We start from the raw sequence: 24,484 nt of genomic DNA on the forward strand, positions 1-24,484 counted from the left end.
CCGCCCAACCAGTGCATTTTGCCGAAAAACCCCAGCACCGCGATAAACACGAAAAACAGAACGATGATCTTGAACAGCATGGGTTACAGCCCGAAACGGGCATAGGCGGCCCGTTCTTCGATCATGTGCCCCGCGTCGTCGATCACCTGCGCGCCAAAGCGCGACCAGAACGGGCGTTTTACCCCGTAGCGGCGGAATTTGACCTTGTCGCCAAAGCGTTCTTTAAGCACCGGCTTCAGGTGGCCGATACCGTCGATCAACCCCAGCTCGGTGGCGCGTTTGGCCAGCCAGACCTCGCCGGTGAACAGCTCTTCGGTGCTGTCCAGCTTGGCGCCGCGCCGCGCGGTCACGTGGTCGATGAAATTGGTGTGGATGTCGGTCAGCAGCCGGTCCAGCCGCGCCACGTCTTCGGGCTTTTCGGGGCGGAACGGGTCGTTCATCGACTTGGACTTGCCTGCGGTGTGCACGCGCCGTTCAATGCCGTAACGGTCGATCAGCTCGTGCATCCCGAAACCGGCGGAAATGACCCCGATAGAGCCCACAACCGACGACGGGTCGGCGTAAATCTCGTCCGCCGCCGCGGCCAGCCAGTACCCGCCCGAGGCGGCGACATCCTCGACGAAGGCGATGACGGGAATGTTCTTTTCCTCGGCCAGCCGCCGGATGCGCGCGCCGATCAGCGACGACTGCACAGGGCTGCCGCCCGGCGAGCTGACTTCCAGCGCCACCGCAACAGGTTTGCCCCGCGCAAAGGCTTTTTCAAGGATCGGCCCAAGGCTGGCGTCGTTCAACGTACCGCGCGTGCCGCCCGCGATCACACCTTGCAGGCGGACCACGGCGACGGTCGGGTCGGATTTCATAAAGGGGATAAAGCGTTTCATCCCGCTGATGTAGACAGCGCGGGCATGGCAAACAAGGCCAAGCGCCCTTTATTCCCGAATGCGCCAGCCTGTGCGGAAAATCCAGCCGATCACCAGCAGGCACAGACCGGTAAATCCAGCGATTGCCAACAGACTGGTCCCAATCGGCACATCCGCAATGCCAAAGAACGCCCAGCGAAAACCCGAGATCAGGTAGACCACCGGATTGAACATCGAAATCGCCTGCCAGACGGGCGGCAACATCGAGATCGAATAGAATGATCCGCCCAGAAACACCAAGGGGGTGACGATCAGCAGGGGCACCAGTTGCAACTGTTCAAAATTCTTCGCCCAGATGCCGATGATGAAACCGAACAGCGAAAAGCTGACGCAGGTCAGGATCAGAAACAGCACCATCGCACCGGGGTGCATGATGCGGATGTCGACAAAGAAAAACGCGGTGATCAGGATGATGATGCCGATAAACATCGCCTTGGTCGCCGCAGCCCCCACATAGCCCACCACGATTTCCAGAAAATTCACGGGCGCGGACAGCAGCTCATAGATCGTGCCGATGAACTTGGGGAAATAGATGCCGAACGACCCGTTCGAGATCCCTTGGGTCATCACCGACAGCATGATCAGCCCCGGCACGATGAACGCGGCATAGCTGACGCCCTCGACCTCGTTGATGCGGCTGCCAATGGCCGCACCGAACACCACGAAATACAACGAGGTCGACAGCACCGGCGAGATCAGCGATTGCAGGAAGGTGCGGAAAAACCGCGTCATCTCGAAGATGTAGATGGATTTGATCGCCGTCCAGTTCATGCCGCGTCCTCCTTGACCAGTGTCACAAAAATATCCTCAAGCGAGGATTGCCGCGTGACCACGTCGCGCAGGACCAGCCCTTCGGCGGCCACATCGCTTAGCAGTTTGGTGATGCCCGTACGTTCGGCGCGGGTGTCGTAGGTATAGATCAGGCTGTCGCCGTCCGCGCCCAGCCGCACATGTTCCGATTGCAGGCTGGCGGGCAGCGCATCCAGCGGCGCGCTCAGTTGCACCTCTAGCTCTTTCTTGCCCATACGCTGCATCAGCGCATCCTTGTCCTCGACCAACAGGATCTCGCCTTTGGCGATCACGCCAATACGGTCGGCGATGGCTTCGGCCTCTTCGATGTAATGGGTGGTCAGGATGATGGTGACGCCGTCGGCTTTCAGATCGGCCACGATCTCCCACATATCCTTGCGCAATTCCACGTCCACACCGGCGGTCGGCTCGTCCAGGAACAACACGCGCGGCTCGTGCGCCAATGCCTTGGCGATCAGCACGCGGCGTTTCATGCCGCCCGACAGTTCCTTGATCTGGTTGTTGCGCTTGTCCCACAGCGACAGACGTTTCAGGATGCTTTCAATCAGCGCATCATCGCCGCGTTTGCCAAACAGACCGCGCGAAAACCGCACCGTGTTGATGACCTTTTCAAACGGCTCCAGCGCCACCTCTTGCGGGACCAGCCCGATCAGCGCGCGCGCGGCGCGAAAGTCGGTGCCGATGTCGTGGCCCGCCACGGTGACGCTGCCCGAGGTGGGCATGACGATGCCGCAAATCGCCGAGATCAGCGTGGTCTTGCCCGCGCCGTTCGGTCCCAGCAGGGCGATAATCTCGCCTTCCTTGATGGACAGGTTCACGCCCTTCAGCGCCTCGAACCCGCCGTCATAGGATTTCTTCAGATCACGGATTTCTAGGATTGTGGACATGGGGACCTCCCGCAGCTTCGGAGATGCTACTTAATGCGGGAAATGCCGCATGACCAGCGCAGGAACGCACAGACACCTGTGCGTTCCGCCGTGTTACGTGCGTGACGTGTGGTCAGTCCTTGCCGGTCAGCCGACCAAGCCAGCCTTTTTTGGGCGCGTCGCCTTCGGCCTCAGCCTGTTCGGCGGGGGCCTCTTCGGGTGCGGGGCCTTCGACGGCGGCCTTGAAGTTGTCAAAGAACTGATCGGCCATTTTCTTGGCAAAACCGTCGATAATGCGGCTGCCCAATTGCGCCAGCTTGCCGCCGACCTTGGCCTCGACGTCATAGCTCAGCTCGGTGCCGCCGTCCTTTTCGGTCACGCGCACATCGGCGCCGCCCTTGGCAAAGCCTGCGGCGCCGCCCTTGCCTTCGCCGGTGATCGTCAGCGACTGGTTCTCGACCATCTCGGACAGGGTCACCTGTCCCTTGAACGTGGCCTTCACCGGGCCGACCTTTTGCACCACGGTCGCCTCGAACCCTTCTTCGGGCGATCCGGTGACATCCTGTGCGCCGGGCACGCAGGCTTGCAGCACCGCCGGGTCCAGCAAAGCGGCGTAAACGGCGGCGGGCGGGGCGTCGATCTGGCGCGTGTCGGTCATTTTCATCTGGCTGGCTCCCTCTGGGCTGTGATTTTGTCATATCCCATTGCGTCTGATGCGCCAAGAGGGGGTGACAGATGCCGCGATCCTGATAGTGCTATACCGATGACAGCCCTGCCCCAAAACCGTGCCAACATTGGCATTACCTTTATCCTGATCGGCATTTTGTGCATTTCGATCAACGACATGCTGATCAAACAACTGTCGGGCGGCTACCCCCTGCACGAGATCGTCTTTGTCCGCTCGGCCATCGGCGTGATCATTACGCTGTTTATCGTGCAAATCGAAGGCGGCTGGTCGATCCTGCGCACCACAACACCCGGCCTGCACGCGCTGCGTGGCCTGCTGATCGTGGTGTCCAACATGTCCTATTTCGTGGCGCTGGCGGCCCTGCCGCTGGCCGACGCCACGGCGCTGTTTTTCGCAGCCCCGCTGTTCATCACCCTGTTGTCGATCCCGATACTGGGCGAAAAGGTAGGACCGCTGCGCATCGGCGCGGTGCTGGTCGGGTTTATCGGGGTTGTCATCATGCAACGCCCCTGGGCCGATGCGGGTGAACTTGCAGTATCGCGTCTGGTGTTGCTGCTGCCGGTGCTGTCGGCGCTGACCTATGCGCTGAACCAGCTTATGACCCGCAAGCTGGGCGTCACCAGCAAGGCCAGCGCGCTGTCGGTCTATATTCAGGGCATGTTCATTCTGGTGTCCCTGTCGTTCTTTGTCATCGCCGGAGACGGGCGCTTTGCCGAAGGGTCTGACAACGCCTCGGTGCTGTTCCTGCTGCGCGCGTGGATCTGGCCCGCACCCGGCGACATCTGGGCCTTTGTCGGGCTGGGCCTGAATTCGGCGGCGGTGGGCTATTGCCTGTCACAGGCCTATCGCATGGCCGACGCGGCCACGGTCGCACCCTTTGAATATGTCGGCCTGCCGCTGGCGGTGTTCTGGGGCTGGGCGATCTTTTCAGAGCTGCCGGTGCTCGAGGTCTGGATCGGGATCATCCTGATCCTGTCGTCGGGCCTGTTCGTGTTCCTGCGCGAACAGAAAAAGGCGCGCATGGTTGCGCGCGCCAAGGTCAAGCTGCGCTGATTTCGATCACGACCTTGCCCGTCGCTTGCCGTGTGCGCAACAGGTCCAGCCCCGCGTTCGCCTGCTCCAGCGGCAACACATTGCTGACATGGGGGCGCAACTGGCCCGCATCGTACCACGCGATCAATTGGGCAAAGCTGCGGGTCAGCACGTCGGGCGCAAAGCGTTTGTAACCGCCGACGTAAAATCCGATCACCGTCAGGTTCTTGACCAACAGGATGTTCGCCGGAATTTGCGGCACCGTGCCGCTGGCAAAGCCGATGGGCAATATCCGCGCCTCGGGGTTGCAGGCGCGCATGGCGGCGGTGAACAGATCGCCGCCGATGGGATCATAAACCACATCCGCACCGCCCAGCCCCAGCACGATGTCGCGCAGATCATCCGTATCGCTGTCGATCAGGTGATCGGCCCCGGCCTTGCGGGCGATCTCAAGCTTGTCGGCACCACGGGCACAGGCGATCACCTCGGCGCCCATCAGCTTGCCCAACTCGACCGCCGTCAGGCCAACACCGCCCGACGCGCCCAGCACCAGCAACCGCTCGCCCGCCTGCAAATGCGCGCGGTGGTCCAGCGCCATGTGGCTGCTGGCATAGGCCACCAGAAACGCAGCCGCATCCGCGTCAGACATGGTGTCGCTGATCGGAACACAGGCGCTGGCCGGCATCACGGCATAGTCGGCCAGCCCGCCATGCCCCGGATTGGCCGCAACCCGCTGCCCCACGCGCAAGCTGTCCACGCCATCGCCCAGCGCATCGACCACGCCGCACAGCTCCATCCCCGGTGTCACCGGCAGATCAAATTTTTCCTGGTATTTGCCAACCTGCACCAGCGTATCGGCAAAGTTCAGACCACAGGCCAGAACCCTCAGCCGCACCTCGCCTGCACCGGGCTTGGGCATGGCCACGTCATGCAGTTCCAGCGGCGCACCCAGCGCCCTGACCTGCATCGCCCGCATCAGAATGCCTCGGGCCGCGCCTCGCGCGCCATGTGGTCCAGAACCGCGTTCACAAAACTGGGTTCCTTGCCGTCCGGGAAGAACGCGCGCGCCACATCGACGTATTCGACGATGACAACCTTGGGCGGCGTGCCGGTGTCGCGGAACTCGGCCCCCGCCGCGCGGAACAGCGCCCGCAGCGTCGGGTCGATCCGCGCAATCGGCCATTTCGCCACCAGCGCCCGATCGGTCATCTGGTCAATCGACGCCTGATAGTTCACCGCAACTTCCAGCACGCGGCCGAAATGGTCGGGATCGCCCTCTTGCATCTCGTCGCCTTCGTAGATCGCACCGAACCGGTGGTCCAGAAACTCGCGCTGCACCGCCTCGACGGTCATGCTGGAATGTTCCATCTGGAACAGCGCCTGCACGGCATACAGCCGCGACGCCGAGCGCATTTTGCGTTTTTGATTGCCCGAAAGGGTCATGCTGTGGTGGGTCCGTCGTTGTCGCCTGCAAGCAGGATGTTCTCAGAGGCGGGTTTGAACCCGATGCCTTTGCTTTGGCCCCGCCACTTACGGGCGAGCGCGACAAGATGCAAGGCCGCAGCAGCCGCGCCGCCACCCTTGTTCTGCCCCTTGGCATCGGCGCGCACTTCGGCCTGCGTGCGGTTTTCGACCGTCAGGATGCCGTTGCCGATGCACAGGCCCTGCAACCCCAGCAATTGCAACGCACGGCTGCTGTCGTTGCAGACGGTTTCATAGTGCGTGGTTTCACCGCGAATGACACAGCCCAGCGCGACATAACCGTCAAAGTTCGACGCCCGGTCCGAAATGCCGATGGCGGTGGGAATTTCCAGCGCGCCGGGCATTTCAACCAGTTCCCAGGTGCCGCCAGCGGCCTCGATCTCGGCCTTGGCACCGGCGACCAGATTGTCCGCGATGTCCTTGTAATAGGGCGAGACGACAATCAGGATTTTCACCGGCCGGTCAAAGCTGGGGCGCTCCAATACATAGTGTTGTTCGGTTCCGGCCATCAGGCGTCTCCCATGATCGGGCGGGTGCCCGTGATTTCAAGGTTATACGAATCCAGCCCCACATAGCGCGTTTGCGGGTGGTCGGTCAGCAGGATCAGTTGGGTCAGCCCCAGGTTTGACAGGATCTGCGCCCCCAACCCGGTGTTCTTGACCGTGCGCGGGCCTTCTTCTTCGGCCTCGGTCAGGGTCTTGCGCGGCTGGCGGAACAGGCACACAACACCGCGCCCTTCCTTCGCAATGATCTCCATCGCGCGCGGCAACTCGCTGGCAGGGGTCGGCCCAAGGCCCAGAACATCCGTCGACACATCCAGCGCATGGGTGCGCACCAGCACAGGCTCGGACGTGGTGATGTCGCCCTTGATCAGTGCCACGTGCTCAATCCCGAAGGTCTGGTCGGTGAAAATCCGCATGTCCCATTCGCCGCCGAATTCCGATGTGACCATGCGCGCGTCGGTCTGGTCCACAAGGTTGTCGTGGCGGCGGCGATAGGCGATCAGGTCGCTGATGGTGCCGATCTTCAGCCCGTGCTCGGCGGCATAGTCCACCAGATCGGGCAGCCGCGCCATTTCGCCGTCGGGCTTCATGATCTCGCAAATGACCGAGGCCGGGTAATGCCCCGCCAGCCGCGCCACGTCACAGCCGGCTTCGGTATGACCGGCGCGGACCAGCACGCCGCCGGGGCGGGCGCGCAGCGGAAACACGTGCCCCGGCGTGGCAATGTCCGCCTGTCCCGCCTGCGGGTTGATCGCGGTGGCGACGGTCAGTGCGCGGTCGGCGGCGGAAATGCCGGTGCTCACGCCCTCGCGCGCCTCGATGCTGACGGTAAACGCTGTCTCGTGGCGCGACGAATTGTGCATCGCCATCATCGGCAGGCCCAGCTCCTCGATCCGCTCGGTTGGCAGCGTCAGACAGATCAGCCCGCGCCCGTGCGTCGCCATAAAGTTGATCGCGGCCGCATCGGCAAACCCTGCGGGAATCACCAGGTCGCCTTCGTTCTCGCGGTCTTCGTGGTCGACCAGGATAAACATCTGCCCTGCCCGCGCCGCCTCGATAATCTCTTCGATGGGGCTGATTGCGCCCGCAAGGCCGCCTTCGACGGGGCCGGGGGTTTCGTAGGTGCTGCTGTCGGACATCGGGACCTCGTTTGATATGCTGCAAGCCAGATAAGCGCTGCGCAGCCGAAACGCCAGTGCGGGCAACGTCACATCGGCCTGTGCGGCAGCGCGCATGAAAACATGCCGCAAGGTAATTTGCCACAGGTGCGCCTGTCCGCCTACCCTGCGGTTGCAGCCCCAACCGGCTGCAACAATTGGGAGGAACCAACATGAATATGCTGAAAACCGGCTTTGCAGCCGGCGCACTTGCCCTTGCGGGCGTCACAGCGGGCTGGGCCGAGAACCTGCCGCGCGGCGACGCGGCGGCCTTGGGACTGGACCCTGCGCGGGTCGCACGGATGGATGCCACATTTGGCGCGATGGTGGACAAGGGGATGACCCCCGGTGCCGTCATCATGCTGATCCGCGATGGCCAGATCGCGCACCTGTCAACCATGGGCAAGATCACCCCCGATGGTGAACCGATGACCGAGGACGCGATTTTCCGCATCTATTCCATGACGAAACCGATCACCTCCGTCGCCGCGATGATGCTGGTGGAAGAGGGCCGCCTGCTGCTCGAGGCACCGGTGGCGACCTATCTGCCCGCCTTCAAGGACATGACCGTTGTCACCGGCGAAACCGACGCCGAAGGCAAACCCGTTACCCGTCCGGCCAAGGGCGTGATGACCGTCCGCGACCTGATGCGCCACACCTCGGGGCTGACATACGGGTTCTTTGGGGCGGGACCGGCACGCGAGGCCTATAATGCCGCCGATGTCTGGTCGGCCGAGAACACCGGCATCGAACAGGCCAACCTGCTGGCCAGCCTGCCGCTTGAGCATGATCCGGGCACAACATGGGAATATTCGCGTTCGACCGACGTGCTGGGGGCCGTGGTCGAAACCGTCTCGGGCCAAACCCTCGAAGAGTTCATGACCGCGCGCATCTTCGATCCGCTGGGCATGACCGACACCGCGTTCTACGTGGACGACGCAGCGGATTACCCCCGCATCGCCGAAGCCTTCCCCGATCAGGCCCAACTGGGCAGCAGCGACATCTTTGATCCGCGTGTGCGCAAACCCAACCAGTCGGGCGGCGGCGGGCTGATGTCCACCGTGCACGACTATGCCAAGTTCGCGCAGATGATGCTGAACGGCGGCGAGCTGAACGGCACCCGCCTGCTGTCACCGAAAACCGTGCAATTGATGACCTCGAACCAACTCGACGGCATCACGCCCGGCAAATACTACCTGCCCGGCCCCGGTTATGGCTTTGGTCTGGGCTATGGCGTGCGTCTGGAAGACGGCAACGCGCCCTCCTTCGGCACCAAGGGCGATTACAACTGGGGCGGTGCGGCTGGCACAGGCTATTACGCCGATCCCGCCGAGGATATGATCGCGCTGCTGATGATCCAGTCGCCGGCCAACCGCGGCCCGCTGCGCACGATCTTCAAGAATCTGGCCTATGCGACCATCGCGGACAGCCACGCCGACTAAACGACAAAGGCCCCGCACAATCGCGCGGGGCCTTTCTTCATCTTGCCGGATTTACTCCGGGGGACGCGCCGTCAGGCGCGGGGGGCAGCGCCCCCTGAACCCCGTATCAGTTTACTTCAGCCCTTCGGCCTTGGCCCAGTCCAGCGTCCGGTCCAGCGCCTTGCCCAGTTTTTCCAGCAACTCGTCAATCTGCTCTGCCGTGATGATCAGCGGCGGGCAAATGCCGATTGTCTCGTAGATGTTGCGGATGATCAGACCTTCCTCTGCGGCGAACTTGGCCGCCATGGCGCAGATCTTGCCGCCCGGCTCGAACGACGCCTTGGTCTCTTTGTCGCGGACCAGCTCGACGCCCGCAATCAGGCCAACGCCGCGCACTTCGCCCACCAGCGGGTGATCCGAAAACGCCCGCAGACCCGATTGCAGCCGGTCTGCCAGACGGGCGGCGTTGCCCATCAGGTCGTCTTCCTGAATGATGTTCAGGTTCTCGATGCCCACGGCACAGGCCACGGGGTTGCCACCTGCGGTAAAGCCGTGGCCCAGCGTGCCCAGTTCGGCGGTGTAATCCGCAATGACCTGATAGACCGCATCGGTCATCAGGATCGCCGCCAGCGGCATATAGGACGAGGTCAGCTGTTTCGATGTCACCAGAATGTCGGGGGTGAAGCCGTAGGTCTGGCAGCCGAACGGCTGGCCGGTGCGGCCAAAGCCGTTGATGACCTCGTCGGACACCAGCAGGATGTCATATTTGCGGCACAGCGCCTCGATGCCCGGCCAGTAGCCTTCGGGCGGGGTCATGACGCCACCGGCACCCATCACCGGCTCGCCGATGAAGGCCGCGATTGTATCGGGATCTTCGGCCAGAATGGTGTCTTCGGCCTCTTTCAGCAGGCGCGCGGTGAACTCGGTCTCGCTCTCGCCTTCGTTGGCCCAGCGGTAGTGGTGCGGACAGGTCAGGTGCACGACCGGAATCGCCGGCAGGTCAAAGCCGCGCTGGTTGCCCGGCAGGCCGGTCAGCGACCCCGAGGCGATGGTGATGCCGTGGTAGCCCTTGTTGCGGGCCAGGAATTTCTTTTTCTTCGGACGGCCCAGCATGTTGTTCATGAACCAGACGAACTTGACCACCGTGTCGTTCGCCTCGGAGCCTGAGTTGGTGTAAAACACCTTGGTCAGATGCTCGGGCGTCATGTCCACCAGCTTTTCGGCCAGCAGAATGCCGGGCGCGTGCGCCTTGTGGGCAAAGTTCTGGATATAGGGCAGTTCGGACATCTGCTTGGCCGCCGCTTCAACCAGACGCGGCTGCGAAAAGCCGACCGCAACCGACCACAGGCCCGCCAGACCTTCGAGGTATTTCTTGCCCTCGCTGTCATAGACATAGCAGCCCTCGCCCTTGGTGATGATCATGGGCCCCTGCTCTTCGTGCACCCGCGCGTTGGTGTAGGGGTGCAACTGATAGGCGATGTCGGTTTCTTGCAGCGAGTTCGAACGAATGTTCATGTCTATTTCCCGTCGGTCAGAGCGGCGCAAGGGTGCGCCAGTTTCAAAATTGCATGTCCCGTCCGGTGTATCCGGCCAGAAATGCGACAAGCGAGGTGGTCAGGTCGGGTGAAAGATACCCGCCCTCTTGCACCAGAACCGTTGGCAGTCCGGCGGCGGCAATCATGCCCCCCGCACGGGCAAAGCCGTCAAAGGTCACCTGCAACCCCTTGAGGGGGTCGTTTTCATGTGCATCCAGCCCAAGGCTTACAACGAGCGCATCAGGCTTAAAAGAGGCCACGCGGTCAAGCCCTGTCGCCACCGCATCGCACCACCCATCGTCGCCGGTGCTTTGTGCCAGCGGGATGTTCAGGTTGTACCCCTTGCCCGCACCGCGCCCGGTTTCGTGGTCATAGCCCACAAAGAACGGGTAATAGGTTTCGGGCGTGGCATGGACCGAAACGAACAGAATGTCGTCGCGTTCGTAGAAAATATCCTGCGTGCCGTTGCCATGGTGCACGTCGATGTCCAGCACCGCAACGCGGCCATGAGTTTCGCGCAGCGTCTCGGCGGCGACAGCGGCGCAGTTAATCATGCAGTGCCCCGCAACGATGTCCGCCGAACTGTGGTGCCCCGGCGGGCGGCACAGCGCATAGGCCACGTCGTCCCCATCCAGAACCGCCCGCGCCGCATCATGGGCCGCTGCCGCAGCACCCAGCGTGGCCTGCCACGAATTCTTGCCCAGCGGCGCGGATGTGTCCCCCATATGCCAGCCGGCCTTGCCGATGATATGTTTGGGATAGGTGCGTTCAGAATTCAGCGCATGGACGTTCGGCACCACCTCGGGGCCCGAGCCCTCCAGCGCCGTCCACTCGTCCCAGCCGGTTTCCAGAAAGGTCAACAACTCGGGCGTGTGGACCTTTTCCAGCAACGCGCGCGGCACCGCGCCCGGTTCGGTCACCGGCATCTCCAGCCGGTCCAGCCCGGCCAGCAACAGCCGCGCCCGCTCGGCCTGTTCGGCGTTGCGGGCGATCTTGCCCAGAGACAGACGAAACGCAGGGTCGTGCGCTTCGGTCTTTTTGGCGTAGAAACATTTCATTCCGGTGTGCCCTCTTGCTGGTCATGGAAATGTTGCGTGACCAGATCTTTGGCAACGCGAATGTGATAGTCGATGGCGCCAGCCGCACGGTTCGCGTCGTGCAGGCCAATCGCCTCGACGATCGGATCGTGGGTTTCGGCCATATGGCGCGGATCGTCGTACAGCCGTCCGATCACCAGCAGCCCCAGCTTTGTCTCGTTGGCGATCTGGTCGAACAGTTGCAAAAACCGCTGGTTCCCCGAATGCAGGCAGATCAGCCGGTGAAACTGCATATCCGCAGACACATGGGCCATCAGATCGTCGCCCTCGCCCGCCAGCCTGTGCATTTCCGCCACCTGGGCGCGCAGCTCGGGCAAGGCAGTCTCGGCATTTGTTTCGGTCAGCCGCCGGATCGCCGCTGTCTCAAGAAGGATGCGCAGATCGTACAGGTCTGACATCGACGTTACAGACACCACTTTGACAAAGAAACCGCGGTTGGTGCGGTATTCCACCAGCCCCGAGGATTCCAGCAACCGCAGCGCCTCGCGCACCGGCGCACGGCTCAGGTCCATCTGTTTGGCAATGGTTGATTCGGCCAACCGTTCGCCCGGCGCAATACCACCTGCCAAAATCGCATCAACCAAGGTTTTGGCCACCCGGTCCACCAGACCGTCACGATTGAGGGGAACAAATCCGCGATGCTCAGCCAACACCTTTTTCTCCGTATAACAGCACTGCCCAAATCCACAGCTTTGCCTAATTTTGGTAACTGACGATTTGTCGTTTGTCGACAATCTTCTTGACTCAGAGGCATCAAGCCAATCTTCTGTGCCCATAGATGCAACTTCCTGTGGAAAGGCCGACCATGGCGACAACCGCGCAATCCAAGCCCGACGAATCCATTTCCATCGGAGGTGGCGCCCGGACCGGCATCCGCCGTGACCCGAACGACGAGGCGCAGATTCGCGTTGATCTGGCGGCGGCCTATCAGTTGATCGCGCTTAACGGCATGGACGACAGCATCTTTACCCACATCTCGGCCCGTCTGCCCGATGGCGCGGACGGCACCAAGCGGTTCTTGCTGAACCCCTACGGGCTGATGTTCGACGAAGTCACCGCATCGAACCTTGTGACCATCGACGAAACGGGCGCGATCATCGACGATCCTTATGGGGCAGGTGTGAACGCCGCAGGCTTTACCATCCATTCGGCCGTTCACATGGCCCGCCACGATGCCGCCTGTGTGCTGCACACGCACACCGTCGCCGGCGTGGCGATCAGCTCGCTGCAAGAGGGGCTGTTGCCACTGAACCAATGGTCGGCCCAGTTCCACGGGAAAATCGCCTTTCATGATTACGAAGGCATCGCGCTGGATCTGGACGAACGTGAACGGCTGGTCGCCGATCTGGGCGATCTCAACGTGATGCTGCTGCGCAACCACGGCACGCTGATCTGCGGCCGCTCGGTCGCCGAAGCGGTCAAGCTGGCGTTCAATCTGGAACGGTCCTGCAAGGCACAGATTGCGGCGCTGTCCACCGGGCTTACTCCGATCCCGCTGGCCGACGATCTGGCCGCACACACGGCGGCGCAATACGCCCGCGCCTATGACAAGACAGAAGCCGCAGGCATCGACCCCGAATGGGACGCGATGCTGCGCCAACTGGACCGGCAGGCACCTGCCTATGCCGACTGAAACAACACCCCAGACCCGTGCCAAAGCGGGCTAAACCGTCACCCCAAACCAACAGGGACGATCACTATGAAACACCTTAAGATGACAACCTTCCTTGTGGCCGCGATGCTGGCCACGGGCGCTGCCGCACAACAGGATGGCGGCCGCCTTGACCTGATCGTACAGCCCGAACCGCCCGGCCTGATGCTGGGCCTTGTGCAGAACGGTCCGACACAGATGGTCGCGGGCCAGATCTACGAGGGTCTGCTGCGCTACAATACCGATCTGGAACCGCAGCCGTCGCTGGCCAAAAGCTGGGAGATTGCCGAAGACGGCATGACCTACACCTTCAATCTGAACGAAGGTGTCACATGGCATGACGGCGAACCGTTCTCGTCCGCCGACGTGGTGTTCACCACCAAGTTCCTGCAAGACAACCACGCCCGTTTCCGCGCGGCCTTCAGCCACGTCGAAAGCGTCGAGGCCCCGGATGCCAACACCGTCGTTATCAAGATGAAAGAGCCCTATGGCCCCTTCATCAACGCCTTTGAAGCGGGCTCAATGCCCATCGTGCCCGCGCACATCTACGAAGGCACCGATTACGCCACCAACGAAATGAACGCCACGCCCATCGGCACCGGCCCCTACAAGTTCGTCGAGTGGAGCAAGGGCAGCTATATCCACCTGACCAAGAACGACGACTATTACATGGATGGTCTGCCCCACATCGAAGACCTGTATTACCGCGTGGTCCCCGATGCGGCATCGCGCGCCGTGGCCTTCGAGACCGGCGAAGTGTCGGTCCTGCCTGGTGGTGCTGTCGAAAACTGGGACGTGAAACGTCTGACCGAAATGGACGGCGTCTGCTCGACCTCGGACGGCTGGGAATTCTTCGCGCCGCACGCATGGATGTGGCTGAACAACCGCGAAGGGCCAACCTCGGACAAACGCTTCCGTCAGGCGGTCATGTACGCGCTGGACCGAGAGTTCGTCAAAGACGTGGTCTGGAACGGTTTCGGCACCGTGCCCACCGGCCCCGTGTCGTCCAAAACCAACTTCTACACTGACGACGTACCGCAGTACCCGCATGACCCCGACAAGGCCAAGGAACTGCTGGCCGAGATGGGCTATGACGGCACCCCCGTGCGCGTGCTGCCCCTGCCCTACGGCGAGACATGGCAGCGTTGGGCCGAAGCGGTAAAGCAGAACCTCGAAGAAGTCGGCATCACGGTCGACATCGACTCGGCTGACGTCGCGGGCTGGAACGAAAAGACGGCCAACTGGGATTACGACATGGCCTTTACCTATCTCTACCAGTACGGCGACCCGGCCTTGGGTGTGGCGCGGAACTACACCGCCGACCAGATCAAGAAAGGCAGCCCGTGGAACAACGTCGAAGGGTATGAAAACCCCGAACTGGACAAGAAATGGGCCGCCGCCGCGATCGAACCTGACAACGCGAAACGGCAGGAACTGTACACCGAGATTCAGCAACAGATCGTCGAGGATGTCCCCGTCGCCTGGCTGCTGGAGATCGAGTTCCCGACGATCTACCGCTGCAACGTCAAGAACCTGATCACCACGGGGATCGGCCTGAACGACGGTCTGCGCGACGCTTGGATCGAACAATAAGCCTATCTCTGGCGGGGCCTTCGGGCCCCGTCTTCCCCTCTCCCCTCGGGGCGAAAAAACACTGACAGGTGACTGATGGCCATTGCCGGAACGATTCTCGGGCGCTTGCTCAAGGCGGCGCTGACGCTTTTTGCCATTGCGGTGCTGAACTTTTTCCTGATCCACGCGGCCCCGGGCGATCCGGCGGCGGTGCTGGCGGGCGAAGCGGGTGCCGCAGACGAACAGATGATCGCAGATCTGCGCGCGCAGTTCGGTCTGGATCAGCCGCTCTATGTGCAGCTTTACCGCTATGTCGGCAATATCCTGACCCTCGACCTTGGCTATTCCTTCCGACAGGGCGCCCCGGTGCTGGACCTGATCCTGGAACGTCTGCCCGCGACCCTGATCCTGACGCTGACCGCCTTCTGGATCTCGCTGCTGGCCGGTGTGGCGCTGGGCGTTGCCGCATCCGCACGGGTGGGCAAGTTCACCGACAGCCTGATCACCGGAACCGCGCTGCTGTTCTATGCCACGCCGCTGTATTGGGCGGCGCTGATGGCGGTGCTGGTGTTTTCGGTGCAGCTGGGCTGGCTGCCCGGCTTTGGCTATGAAACCGTCGGCAGCGGCTATGGCGGGTTCGACCGCGCCATCGACATCCTCAAACACCTGATCCTGCCGGCGCTGACGCTGGGGCTGTTCTTCATGGCGGTCTACATGCGCATGACCCGCGCCTCGATGCTGGAAGTGGCGCAACAGGATTTCGTGAAAACCGCCCGCGCCAAGGGGCTGGCCCCGTCCGTCATCCGCCGCCGCCACATCCTGCGCAACGCGCTGCTGCCGGTGGTGACACTGGCGGGGCTTCAGGCGGGGCAACTGGTCGGCGGTGCCGTGCTGACCGAAACCGTCTTTGCCTGGCCGGGCATCGGCCGGCTGATGTTCGAAAGCCTGGCCGCCCGCGACTATAACACCATCCTCGGCGTCTTCCTCGTCTCGGCGCTGATGGTCATCATTTTCAACATCATCACCGACATCGTCTACCGGTTGATCGACCCGCGCATCGGGCAAAAGGCATAGGAGAACCCCCATGAGTCTTTGGAGCCGTTTCGCCACCAACCGCGCCGCCGTCGCAGGTCTGATCGTGTTGATCGCGGTCATCGTCATCGCCCTGCTGGCCCCCGTCATGTTCCCCAAAGGACCGTGGGCCATGGTGCAACGCCCGTTCCTGGCCCCCTTCGGCACCGACGGGCTGCCGCTGGGCACCGACACGCTGGGCCGCAATGTGCTGGCCGGTCTGATCTACGGCGCGCGGGTGTCGCTGCTGGTCGGTCTGGTCTCAACCGTGATGGCCCTGCTGATCGGCGTGCCGCTGGGGGCGGTCGCCGGGTTCTACGGCGGCTGGGTCGACGAATGCGCCATGCGCTTTACCGAATTTTTCCAGACCATCCCCAACTTTGCCCTCGCCATCGTGCTGGTGGCGATCCTGGAACCCTCGCTGACCTCGATCACCATATCCATCGCCATCGTCTCATGGCCCCCCGTCGCCCGTCTGGTGCGCGCCGAGGTCATGTCGGTCACCCGCCGCGAATACGTCGATGCGGCGCGGCTGGCAGGGCTGTCGAACCTGCACATCCTGACCCGTCAGGTGCTGCCCAACACCGTCTCGCCCATCATCGTCATGGCCTCGCTGATGGTGGCCACCGCGATCCTGCTGGAAAGCTCGCTGTCGTTCCTTGGTCTGGGTGATCCCAACATCATGTCCTGGGGCTATCAGATCGGGGCGGCGCGCACCGTCATCCGCTCGGCCTGGTGGCTGTCGTTCTTTCCCGGCGTCGCCATCATTCTGACCGTGCTGGCGCTGAACCTGATCGGCGAGGGGCTGAACGACGCCCTGAACCCGCATCTGACACGAAAGGGCAAGTCATGAGCGTTCTGTCCATCACCGACATGTCCATCGCCCTGCCGTCGGGGGCGGACCGTCCCTTTGCGGTCAAGGATTGCAGCTATGAAATCGCCATGGGCGAGATCCTGTGCGTGGTGGGCGAAAGCGGCTCGGGCAAGTCGATGACCGCCAACGCGCTGATGGGTCTGCTGCCCGAAGGCGTGACCGTGGCCAATGGCACCGCCGCGTTCGGCGGCAAGGACATCCTGAAAGTCCCCGAGATAGAACAGCGCGCCCTGCGCGGCGACCGCATCGCGATGATCTTTCAGGAACCGATGACCGCGCTGAACCCGCTGATGCGCATCGGCGACCAGATTGCCGAAGTGTTCGAGGCCCACAAGCGCCACACCCCGTCCGAGCGCAAGGCCCGCGCGCTGGATCTGGTGCGCGAGGTCGGCCTGCCCGACCCCGAAAAGATCATCCGCGCCTATCCCTTTCAGCTGTCGGGCGGCCAGCGCCAGCGGGCGATGATCGCCATGTCGCTTGCGCTGGAACCCGAACTGCTGATTGCGGACGAACCCACCACGGCGCTGGACGTGACGACACAGGCGCAGATCCTCAAGCTGATCCTTGATCTGCGCGAACGACGCGGCATGGCGGTGATGTTCATCACCCACGACTTTGGCGTGGTGGCCGAAATTGCCGACCGCGTGATCGTCATGCGCCACGGCGAAATCGTCGAACGCGGCACCGCGACCGAGGTGCTGGAGAACCCGCAGCACGACTATACCAAACGCCTGCTCGAAGCGATCCCGACGGGCATGGTGCCGCAATCGGTGGCTGTCGAAAAGGCACCGGCACTGGAAGTGCGCCACCTGAAGAAAACCTACTACACCGGCGGCGGCCTGTTCCGCGCGCGCCGCGACGTGCGCGCCATCGACGATGTGTCGCTGACCATCGCCAAGGGCGAGGTGCTGGGGCTGGTGGGGGAATCCGGGTCGGGCAAATCCACGCTGGGCCGCGCGGTTGTACGACTGGTGACACCGGACGCTGGCGAAATTCTGGTCGGCGGCACTGACATGGCCGCCCTGTCGGAAAACGATCTGCGCGCCGCGCGGCACAAGGTGCAGATGGTGTTCCAGGACCCCTATGCCTCGCTGAACCCCCGACAGCGGGTGATGCGCGCGCTGACCGACGGACCGATGGCCAAGGGCGTGCCCAAGGACAAGGCCCGCGCACGCGCACGCGAGCTGATGGAAACCGTAGGACTGGGCGCCGAAGCCGTCGACCGGTTCCCGCACGAGTTTTCCGGCGGCCAGCGTCAGCGCATCGGCATCGCCCGTGCGCTCGCGATGGACCCCGAACTGATCATCGCGGACGAGGCGGTTTCGGCGCTGGACGTGTCCATTCAGGCGCAGGTGCTGGACCTGCTGCGCGACCTGCGCCGGCAGTTCGACCTGTCGATCCTGTTCATCACCCACGACTTGCGCGTGGCCGCGCAATTGTGCGACAGGATCGCTGTCATGCAACGGGGCAAGCTCGTTGAAATCGGGCCCGTCTCTGACGTGTTCCTGAACCCGCAACACGAATACACCCAGAAACTGCTGGCCGCCGTGCCAGGCGGAGGCTGGGGAAAGGCCGCAGAATGACCCGATGGACCGGCGTTGCCACATGCGAGGCAATCGACCTGATGCGCTTTTTCGGACCTGTCTTTGCCAAGGTCGCGCCCGAAATCACCCTGCTGCGCCCCGAAGAGGTCGAAGACCCCGCCGCGATTGATTTCGTGTTTTCCTTTGTGCCCGCCGATGATGCGTTCACGCCCTACCCCAACCTGCGCGCCGTGTTTTCCGCAGGTGCCGGACTGGATGCCATCGCCGCCTGCCCGTCGCTGCCCGATGTGCCCGTATATCGCGTCGAAGACCCCGATCAGGCACAGCAGATGGCCGGCTTTGCCGCCTTCCACGTGGTCTGGCACCAGCGCCGCATGGGCGACTTTATCGCCGCCCAGCGCGCGCACAAATGGGCGCGCCGCGTGGGCGACCAAAGCCCGACGCTCAAGCGGATCGGCGTGATGGGCTACGGCCCGATGGGACGGGCCATTGCCAAGGGTCTGTCGGCACTTGGCTACACCGTCACCACCCTGTCGCGCAGCCAGCCCGATCCCGCCACCCCCGGCATCAACCACATGACCAACGACAACATCGACGCCTTTCTGGGGCAGACCGATATTCTGATCAACGTGCTGCCGCTGACGTCCGAAACCGCGGGCCTGCTGTCGGCCCCGCTGTTCGCAAAACTGCCCGAAGGGGCCGCGCTGATCCATCTGGGCCGCGGCGCGCACCTGAACGAGGCGGACCTGATCGCGGCGCTGGACAGCAAGCAGTTGGCAGGGGCCACTCTGGACGTGTTCGACACCGAACCGCTGCCCAAGGACAGCCCCCTGTGGGATCACCCCGGCATCTTCATCACGCCCCACGTTGCCAGCACCCCGCAATTCAGCGCGGTGGTCGAGAACGTCCAGAAAGGCATGGCAGCGCTAGAGGAATAACCCCTCAGCCCGCTTCGGCCAGCCGCGCGACGTAGCGCGCCAGCGTGTCAATCTCAAGGTTGACCGCATCGCCCACGGCCACGTCGCCCCATGTCGTCATTTCCTTGGTGTGGGGGATAAAGTTGATGCCAAACACATCGCCCTGAACCTCGTTCACCGTCAACGACGTGCCGTTCAGCGCCACCGACCCCTTGGGCGCGATGAACCGCGACAACGCCGCCGGCGCGCGCAACAGCACCCGCGTGCTGTCGCCCTCATCGGTGACGGAAATCACCTCGGCCACGCCGTCCACATGGCCCGACACGATGTGCCCGCCCAATTCGTCACCCACCTTCAGCGCCCGTTCCAGATTGACCCGCTTGCCTTCGGTCCATGCACCAAGGTTGGTCTTGGACAGCGTCTCGGCGCTGATGTCCACGTCGTACCAGTCGTCCCCCAGCGCCACGACGGTCAGACAGACGCCATCCGACGCGATGGACGCGCCCATGTCGATGCCATCCGTGTCATAGCCCGTCTTAATCCGCGCGCGCAGGTCGCCCGCCTGTGTCAGCGCGACGACTTTGCCAATATCGGTGATGATCCCTGTAAACATGGTCGATGCCCCCTGAAACTGTTCCTTCCAGCTAAACGTGCCTGTCCAGACACGCAAGACCCGCAACCATTGCGCAATTGCCCGACGACAGTCATATTTCAGCCGGATTTGAGTGGTCAGTAAATGATAACCCGAACCAAGTATCAGAGGACAGATGACCAGCGCCACCGATCCACATCGCGTTTTCCTGTTTTTGCAGGGCCCGCACGGACCATTTTTCAACCGTCTTGGAAAAATGCTGCGCCGCGCGGATGTGACCGTGTGCCGTGTCGGCTTTAACGCGGGCGACCGTGCGTTCTGGTTCCATCCGTCCAGCTATATCCCCTATCGCGGCAGCGCCGAGGATTGGCCGCAAACCTTTGCCGACCTGTGCACCGCGCGCAAGGTCACCGACATCGTGCTGTACGGCGACACCCGCCCGATCCACGCCGCCGCCGTGGCCGAGGCCAAGCGGCGCGGGATCACGGTGCATGTGTTTGAAGAAGGCTACATGCGCCCCTATTGGGTCACCTACGAACGCGGCGGCACCAACGGCAATTCGCGGCTGATGTCCATGACCATCCCGCAGATGCAAAAGGCGTTGGCCATGTCCGACATGGAGGCCCCGCTGCCCCCCGCCCACTGGGGCGACATGCGCCAGCACGTGTTTTACGGCGCGCTGTACCATTGGTTCGTGATGTTCCGAAACGGCGACTATCGCAATTTCCGCCCGCACCGCAGCATCAGCGTAACCAAGGAATTCCAACTGTACGTGCGCCGCCTGCTGCTGATGCCCGCCCATGCCATCGACCGGCGGATCAGCACGCTGCGGGTGCGCCACGGCGGCTTTCCCTATCATCTAGCGCTGCTGCAACTGGAACACGATTCCAGCTTTCAGCAACATTCGCCCTTTGACACGATGACCGACTTTCTCAAGGTGGTGATCGAAGGGTTTGCCAAGGGCGCGCCGGGCCACCATCACCTTGTATTCAAGGATCACCCGCTGGAAGACGGCCGCGTGCCGGTGCGCCGCGCCGTGCGCAAGCTGGCGCGCGACCACAACGTCGCTGACCGCGTGCATTACGTGCGCGGCGGCAAGCTGGCCGGGCTGATGAACGAAGCGCGCAGCGCCGTCACCGTCAATTCGACCGCAGGCCAACAGGTGCTGTGGCGCGGCATCCCGCTGAAAGTGTTTGGCGATGCGGTCTACAACCAGCCTGAATTTGTGTCGGATCAGGCGCTGCCCGACTTTTTCAAAGGGGCCACGCGCCCCGACAACAAGGCCTACAAGGATTACCGGCGCTACCTGCTGGAAACCTCGCAACTGCCGGGCGGCTTCTATTCGGCGCGCGGGCGGCGGCAACTGCTGCGCCATGTTGTCGACATGATGCTGTCCCCCGAAGACCCCTATGACGCGCTGAAATCGGGAAGCGCGGCACCGAGGCAACAGTTGCGGTTGGTCAACTGAACAACACTACCCCTAGCGGTAGATTTTATGTTTGGTTTCGGCTACCTTGATCCCAAATACCCCGAAACAATCGGGGATTTCGAGGCAGAATAAAATAGGTCGAGGAGACCGCGCAGTGATATTCCATCGTTCCAAGTGGGCGCGCCCTGTCGCGCTGCTGACGGTTTTGGCTGTTGTCAGCTCGTGTGGCTTGCCCCAGGTTGGCCCCAACAAACGGCAGATTTTCGCAGGTTCGGTCCAACGGCAGGGCGACTCGTTCATCGTCGCCGTGAATGACCGTGTGACCCGTGCCACATCCGTGGTGCCCGCGCTGGGCTTTTCCGACAGCTTGAAAAACGCGGCACAACTGGGCTCGGACACGATCCAGCCGGGCGACGTGCTGGGCCTGACCATCTATGAAAACGTCGATGACCCGCTTTTGGGCGTCGAGGGATCACCGGCGACCCAACTGGAAGAAGTGCAGGTCGACGGCTCGGGCTTTATCTTTATTCCTTACGCGGGCCGCATCAAGGCATCGGGCAACACCCCCGAAGCGATCCGCCGCATCATCACCGCCAAGCTGGCCGATCAAACCCCCGATCCCCAGGTCGAAGTGCGCCGCGTCGCCGGTGACGGATCGACCGTGTCGCTGATCGGCGCGGTCGGCGGTCAGGGCGTCTATGCCATCGAACGCCCCACCCGCACGCTGGGGGCCATGCTGGCCCGTGCCGGCGGCGTGACCATCGCCCCCGAGATTGCGCAGATCACCGTGATCCGTGGCACCGCGCGTGGCAAAATCTGGTTGCAGGACCTCTATGACCACCCCGAGCTGGACATCGCCCTGCGCGCCGGTGACCGCATCCTGATCGAGGAAGACACCCGCGCCTTTACCGCCCTGGGTGCCACCGGCGGTCAGGCCCGCGTTCCGTTCGAAAGCCAGAACATGAGCGCGCTGGAAGCCATCGCACGTGTGGGGGGCCTGAACCCCGCCACGGCAGACCCCACCGGCATTTTCGTCATGCGCAACGAAGAGGCGCCGATTGCCAATTCGGTTCTGGGCCGCAACGACCTGCAAGGGGCGCAGCGGCTGGTCTATGTTCTGGACCTGACCCAACCCAACGGCATGTTCGAAGCGCGCGATTTCCTGATCCGCGACGGCGATACCCTGTACGTGACCGAAGCCCCATACACCCAGTTCACCAAGATCCTCTCGGCGCTGACCGGACCTGCGGGCTCCGTCAATTCGCTGGCGAGCCTTGCCGGGAACTGACACTTGATCCCTGCACCGCAGGACATGCACGCCGCCGGACCTGAAAAGGCCCGGCGGCTTTGTGTTTACAACGGTGGTTTTCTGACTCAGCCGCGGCTGCGCCGTATTCTGACGCTGGCGGGGTATCGCATCGCCTTGGGCATCCCGCGCGACGGCGATCTGGTCGGTGTCTGGGGCAACAGCCCCACCGCCCACCGCGGCGCGGCGATGGCGGCCAAACACGGTGCTCCGCTGGTGCGGATCGAGGACGCATGGCTGCGTTCGCTGCATCCGGGGCGGGCGTCGGGCCGGGCGGATGATCCCCCCCTTGGCTTGCTGATCGACCATTCGGGTGCCCATTTCGACCCCGCGCAACCGTCCGATCTGGAACAGATCCTGCGAGATAATCCGCTGGACGACACCGCCCTGCTGAACCGCGCACGCGGCTGTATTGCACGGATGCAAGAGACGCATCTGACCAAGTACACCGCATTCGACACCACCCGCGCAGCCCTGCCGCCGGGCTATGTGGTGGTGATCGACCAAACCTTCGGCGACGCCTCGGTCCGCGCCAGCGGCGCCGACCGCAACCGGTTTCTGGAAATGCTGTTCGTCGCACAAGAGGAACACCCCGGTGCGCCGATCCTGATCAAGACGCATCCCGAAACCGCCCAAGGGTTCCGGCAGGGCTATTTCACCGCTGCCGATTGCAGTGACCGCATCACGATGGTCGACGACGCCATCAGCCCCTGGACCCTGTTCGAGGGGGCCATCGGCGTCTACACCGTGTCGTCGCAACTGGGGTTCGAGGCGATCTACGCAGGCCACAAACCGCGCGTCTTTGGCCAACCGTTCTATGCAGGCTGGGGCCTGACCACGGACGAATTCCCTGTCCAGCGCCGCCAGCGCAGCCTGACCCGTGCGCAACTGTTTGCAGGCGCGATGCTGCTCTATCCGACATGGTACGATCCTTACCGCGACTGCCTGTGCAGTGCGGAAACCGCGATTGAAACGCTGGCCGCACAGACCCGCGCATGGCGGGCCGACCATCAGGGTTGGGTCGCCAGCGGAATGCGCCTGTGGAAACGCAAACCCTTGCAGCAGGTCTTTGGCCGTCACAAACGGATGGTGTTCGTCGATGATCCCGCCCGCGCCCGCGACACCCGCCGCCCGTGGATGGTCTGGGCGGGCAAGGCCACCGCCGCTCACCACGATGCCGTGCGCGTCGAGGACGGCTTTTTGCGGTCACGCGGATTGGGGGCGGAACTGGTGCCGCCCTTGTCGCTGGTGACGGATGATCTGGGCATTTACTACGATCCGACGCAACCCAGCCGTCTGGAACACCTGATCGCAAAGCGCGCCAGCCTGCGCCCCGACCAGCGCACCCGCGCCGAGGCGCTGATGCGCAGGCTGACCGATGCGGGCCTGGGCAAATACAACCTTGGCGGTGCGCTGCCCGACCTGCCGGATGGCCCCCGTGTACTGGTGGTGGGACAGGTCGAAGACGACGCGTCAATTCGTACAGGAGCGGGCGAAATATGTACAAATCTCGCCTTGCTGCAAGCCGCCCGCGCCGCACACCCCGACGCCACGCTGATCTATAAACCCCACCCCGACGTCGAGGCCGGCCTGCGCTCCGGTGCCTTTGACGCCAGCGGCCTAGCCGACGTGATTGCCACCCGCACCGACATCGCGGCCCTTCTGGGACAGGTTGACCGCTTGTGGACCATGACATCGCTGACCGGCTTCGAGGCGTTGATCCGCGGCGTGCCCGTCACCACCACCGGCGCGCCGTTCTATGCGGGCTGGGGCCTGACCGATGATCGCGGCGACGTGCCGCCACGCCGCCGTGCGCTGCCCGATCTGGCCGGACTGGTGCACGCCACGCTGATTGATTACCCGCGCTACTTCGACCCGAAAACCGGCCTGCCCTGTCCTGCCGAGGTTGTCACCGAACGGCTGGCCACAGGCGACGTGCCCCACCCCGGAGCGTTGAACCGGTTGGTGGCGAAAGTGCAGGGTGTGTTTGCCTCATACGCGCATTTGTGGCGTTAAG

Annotated in this window: 23 protein-coding genes; 11 read left to right on the forward strand and 12 right to left on the reverse strand. The window is 63.1% G+C overall.

Annotation, left to right across the window (positions count from 1 at the left end; genetic code table 11):
- Positions 1-83 precede the first annotated feature (83 nt).
- From AAC077_RS12500 to AAC077_RS12515, 4 genes are all read right to left on the reverse strand, one after another.
- Complete coding sequence (locus AAC077_RS12500) at positions 84-881, reverse strand: S49 family peptidase (RefSeq protein ID WP_339770068.1); 798 nt, start codon at positions 879-881, stop codon at positions 84-86.
- A gap of 48 nt (positions 882-929) precedes the next feature.
- Positions 930-1,691 (reverse strand): ABC transporter permease, encoded by a 762-nt coding sequence (locus AAC077_RS12505; RefSeq protein ID WP_339770069.1) that lies wholly within the window; start codon positions 1,689-1,691, stop codon positions 930-932.
- On the reverse strand, positions 1,688-2,617 hold the full coding sequence (locus tag AAC077_RS12510; protein WP_339770070.1) for an ABC transporter ATP-binding protein: 930 nt from the start codon (positions 2,615-2,617) through the stop codon (positions 1,688-1,690). The genes AAC077_RS12505 and AAC077_RS12510 overlap by 4 nt, the downstream gene beginning before the upstream one ends.
- A gap of 112 nt (positions 2,618-2,729) precedes the next feature.
- Positions 2,730-3,260, reverse strand: coding sequence for a carbon monoxide dehydrogenase subunit G (locus AAC077_RS12515; RefSeq protein ID WP_339770072.1), 531 nt, complete (start codon positions 3,258-3,260; stop codon positions 2,730-2,732).
- A gap of 99 nt (positions 3,261-3,359) precedes the next feature.
- On the opposite strand from AAC077_RS12515, the gene AAC077_RS12520 reads away from it, so the two are divergent.
- Positions 3,360-4,337, forward strand: a complete 978-nt coding sequence (locus tag AAC077_RS12520; RefSeq protein WP_339770074.1) for a DMT family transporter — start codon at positions 3,360-3,362, stop codon at positions 4,335-4,337.
- Here AAC077_RS12520 and AAC077_RS12525 read toward each other — a convergent pair.
- From AAC077_RS12525 to ribB, 4 genes are read right to left on the reverse strand one after another with little or no spacing between them, the layout of a single operon-like run.
- Positions 4,324-5,292 carry an NADPH:quinone oxidoreductase family protein gene (locus AAC077_RS12525; protein WP_339770075.1) on the reverse strand — a complete coding sequence of 323 codons (969 nt, stop codon included), beginning with the start codon at positions 5,290-5,292 and terminating at the stop codon, positions 4,324-4,326. The two genes, AAC077_RS12520 and AAC077_RS12525, sit on opposite strands and share 14 nt — an antisense overlap.
- Complete coding sequence (nusB, locus tag AAC077_RS12530; RefSeq protein ID WP_339770076.1) at positions 5,292-5,759, reverse strand: transcription antitermination factor NusB; 468 nt, start codon at positions 5,757-5,759, stop codon at positions 5,292-5,294. Before nusB ends, AAC077_RS12525 begins: the two co-directional genes overlap by 1 nt.
- Positions 5,756-6,307, reverse strand: coding sequence for a 6,7-dimethyl-8-ribityllumazine synthase (locus tag AAC077_RS12535; RefSeq protein WP_339770077.1), 552 nt, complete (start codon positions 6,305-6,307; stop codon positions 5,756-5,758). The genes nusB and AAC077_RS12535 overlap by 4 nt, the downstream gene beginning before the upstream one ends.
- On the reverse strand, positions 6,307-7,440 hold the full coding sequence (gene ribB / locus AAC077_RS12540) for a 3,4-dihydroxy-2-butanone-4-phosphate synthase (RefSeq protein WP_339770298.1): 1,134 nt from the start codon (positions 7,438-7,440) through the stop codon (positions 6,307-6,309). Before ribB ends, AAC077_RS12535 begins: the two co-directional genes overlap by 1 nt.
- 191 nt (positions 7,441-7,631) lie before the next feature.
- Here ribB and AAC077_RS12545 point away from each other — a divergent pair, with 191 nt between their 5' ends.
- Positions 7,632-8,900 carry a serine hydrolase domain-containing protein gene (locus AAC077_RS12545; protein WP_339770079.1) on the forward strand — a complete coding sequence of 423 codons (1,269 nt, stop codon included), beginning with the start codon at positions 7,632-7,634 and terminating at the stop codon, positions 8,898-8,900.
- Positions 8,901-9,011: 111 nt separating this feature from the next.
- On the opposite strand, the gene AAC077_RS12550 is transcribed toward AAC077_RS12545, so the two are convergent.
- The 3 genes from AAC077_RS12550 to AAC077_RS12560 are packed head-to-tail and all read right to left on the reverse strand — an operon-like array spanning position 9,012 to position 12,164.
- Positions 9,012-10,394, reverse strand: coding sequence for an aspartate aminotransferase family protein (locus AAC077_RS12550; RefSeq protein WP_339770081.1), 1,383 nt, complete (start codon positions 10,392-10,394; stop codon positions 9,012-9,014).
- Between the two features lie 43 nt (positions 10,395-10,437).
- A complete protein-coding gene (locus AAC077_RS12555) occupies positions 10,438-11,472 on the reverse strand; it encodes a histone deacetylase family protein (RefSeq protein ID WP_339770083.1) in 1,035 nt (344 codons plus the stop codon).
- Positions 11,469-12,164 (reverse strand): GntR family transcriptional regulator, encoded by a 696-nt coding sequence (locus tag AAC077_RS12560; RefSeq protein WP_339770085.1) that lies wholly within the window; start codon positions 12,162-12,164, stop codon positions 11,469-11,471. The genes AAC077_RS12555 and AAC077_RS12560 overlap by 4 nt, the downstream gene beginning before the upstream one ends.
- A 152-nt stretch (positions 12,165-12,316) precedes the next feature.
- Between AAC077_RS12560 and AAC077_RS12565 the strand changes: the two genes are divergently transcribed.
- The 6 genes from AAC077_RS12565 (at position 12,317) to AAC077_RS12590 (ending at position 19,161) form a co-directional block, all read left to right on the forward strand.
- A complete protein-coding gene (locus AAC077_RS12565) occupies positions 12,317-13,144 on the forward strand; it encodes a class II aldolase/adducin family protein (RefSeq protein WP_339770087.1) in 828 nt (275 codons plus the stop codon).
- Between the two features lie 66 nt (positions 13,145-13,210).
- Positions 13,211-14,755, forward strand: a complete 1,545-nt coding sequence (locus AAC077_RS12570) for an ABC transporter substrate-binding protein (protein WP_339770089.1) — start codon at positions 13,211-13,213, stop codon at positions 14,753-14,755.
- Positions 14,756-14,830: 75 nt separating this feature from the next.
- Complete coding sequence (locus tag AAC077_RS12575) at positions 14,831-15,808, forward strand: ABC transporter permease (RefSeq protein ID WP_037924381.1); 978 nt, start codon at positions 14,831-14,833, stop codon at positions 15,806-15,808.
- Positions 15,809-15,818: 10 nt separating this feature from the next.
- Positions 15,819-16,658: an ABC transporter permease gene (locus AAC077_RS12580; protein ID WP_339770091.1), complete on the forward strand. Its 840-nt coding sequence runs from the start codon at positions 15,819-15,821 to the stop codon at positions 16,656-16,658.
- Entirely contained in the window at positions 16,655-18,262 is a 1,608-nt protein-coding gene (locus AAC077_RS12585; protein ID WP_339770092.1) for an ABC transporter ATP-binding protein, read from the forward strand. The genes AAC077_RS12580 and AAC077_RS12585 overlap by 4 nt, the downstream gene beginning before the upstream one ends.
- Positions 18,259-19,161: a glyoxylate/hydroxypyruvate reductase A gene (locus tag AAC077_RS12590; RefSeq protein ID WP_339770094.1), complete on the forward strand. Its 903-nt coding sequence runs from the start codon at positions 18,259-18,261 to the stop codon at positions 19,159-19,161. The genes AAC077_RS12585 and AAC077_RS12590 overlap by 4 nt, the downstream gene beginning before the upstream one ends.
- 4 nt (positions 19,162-19,165) lie before the next feature.
- Here the strand turns inward: AAC077_RS12590 and AAC077_RS12595 are convergent, their stop codons facing one another.
- Positions 19,166-19,753 carry a riboflavin synthase gene (locus AAC077_RS12595; protein WP_339770096.1) on the reverse strand — a complete coding sequence of 196 codons (588 nt, stop codon included), beginning with the start codon at positions 19,751-19,753 and terminating at the stop codon, positions 19,166-19,168.
- 154 nt (positions 19,754-19,907) lie between these two features.
- Between AAC077_RS12595 and AAC077_RS12600 the strand changes: the two genes are divergently transcribed.
- The 3 genes from AAC077_RS12600 to AAC077_RS12610 all read left to right on the forward strand — a co-directional run bounded on the left by AAC077_RS12600 (position 19,908) and on the right by AAC077_RS12610 (position 24,483).
- Positions 19,908-21,200, forward strand: a complete 1,293-nt coding sequence (locus AAC077_RS12600; protein ID WP_339770098.1) for a capsular biosynthesis protein — start codon at positions 19,908-19,910, stop codon at positions 21,198-21,200.
- 115 nt (positions 21,201-21,315) lie between these two features.
- Positions 21,316-22,449 carry a polysaccharide biosynthesis/export family protein gene (locus tag AAC077_RS12605; protein ID WP_339770099.1) on the forward strand — a complete coding sequence of 378 codons (1,134 nt, stop codon included), beginning with the start codon at positions 21,316-21,318 and terminating at the stop codon, positions 22,447-22,449.
- 24 nt (positions 22,450-22,473) lie between these two features.
- A complete protein-coding gene (locus AAC077_RS12610) occupies positions 22,474-24,483 on the forward strand; it encodes a capsular polysaccharide biosynthesis protein (protein ID WP_339770300.1) in 2,010 nt (669 codons plus the stop codon).
- Position 24,484: the final 1 nt, after the last annotated feature.

The organism is uncultured Pseudosulfitobacter sp., from assembly GCF_963976325.1.
GTDB lineage: Bacteria > Pseudomonadota > Alphaproteobacteria > Rhodobacterales > Rhodobacteraceae > Pseudosulfitobacter.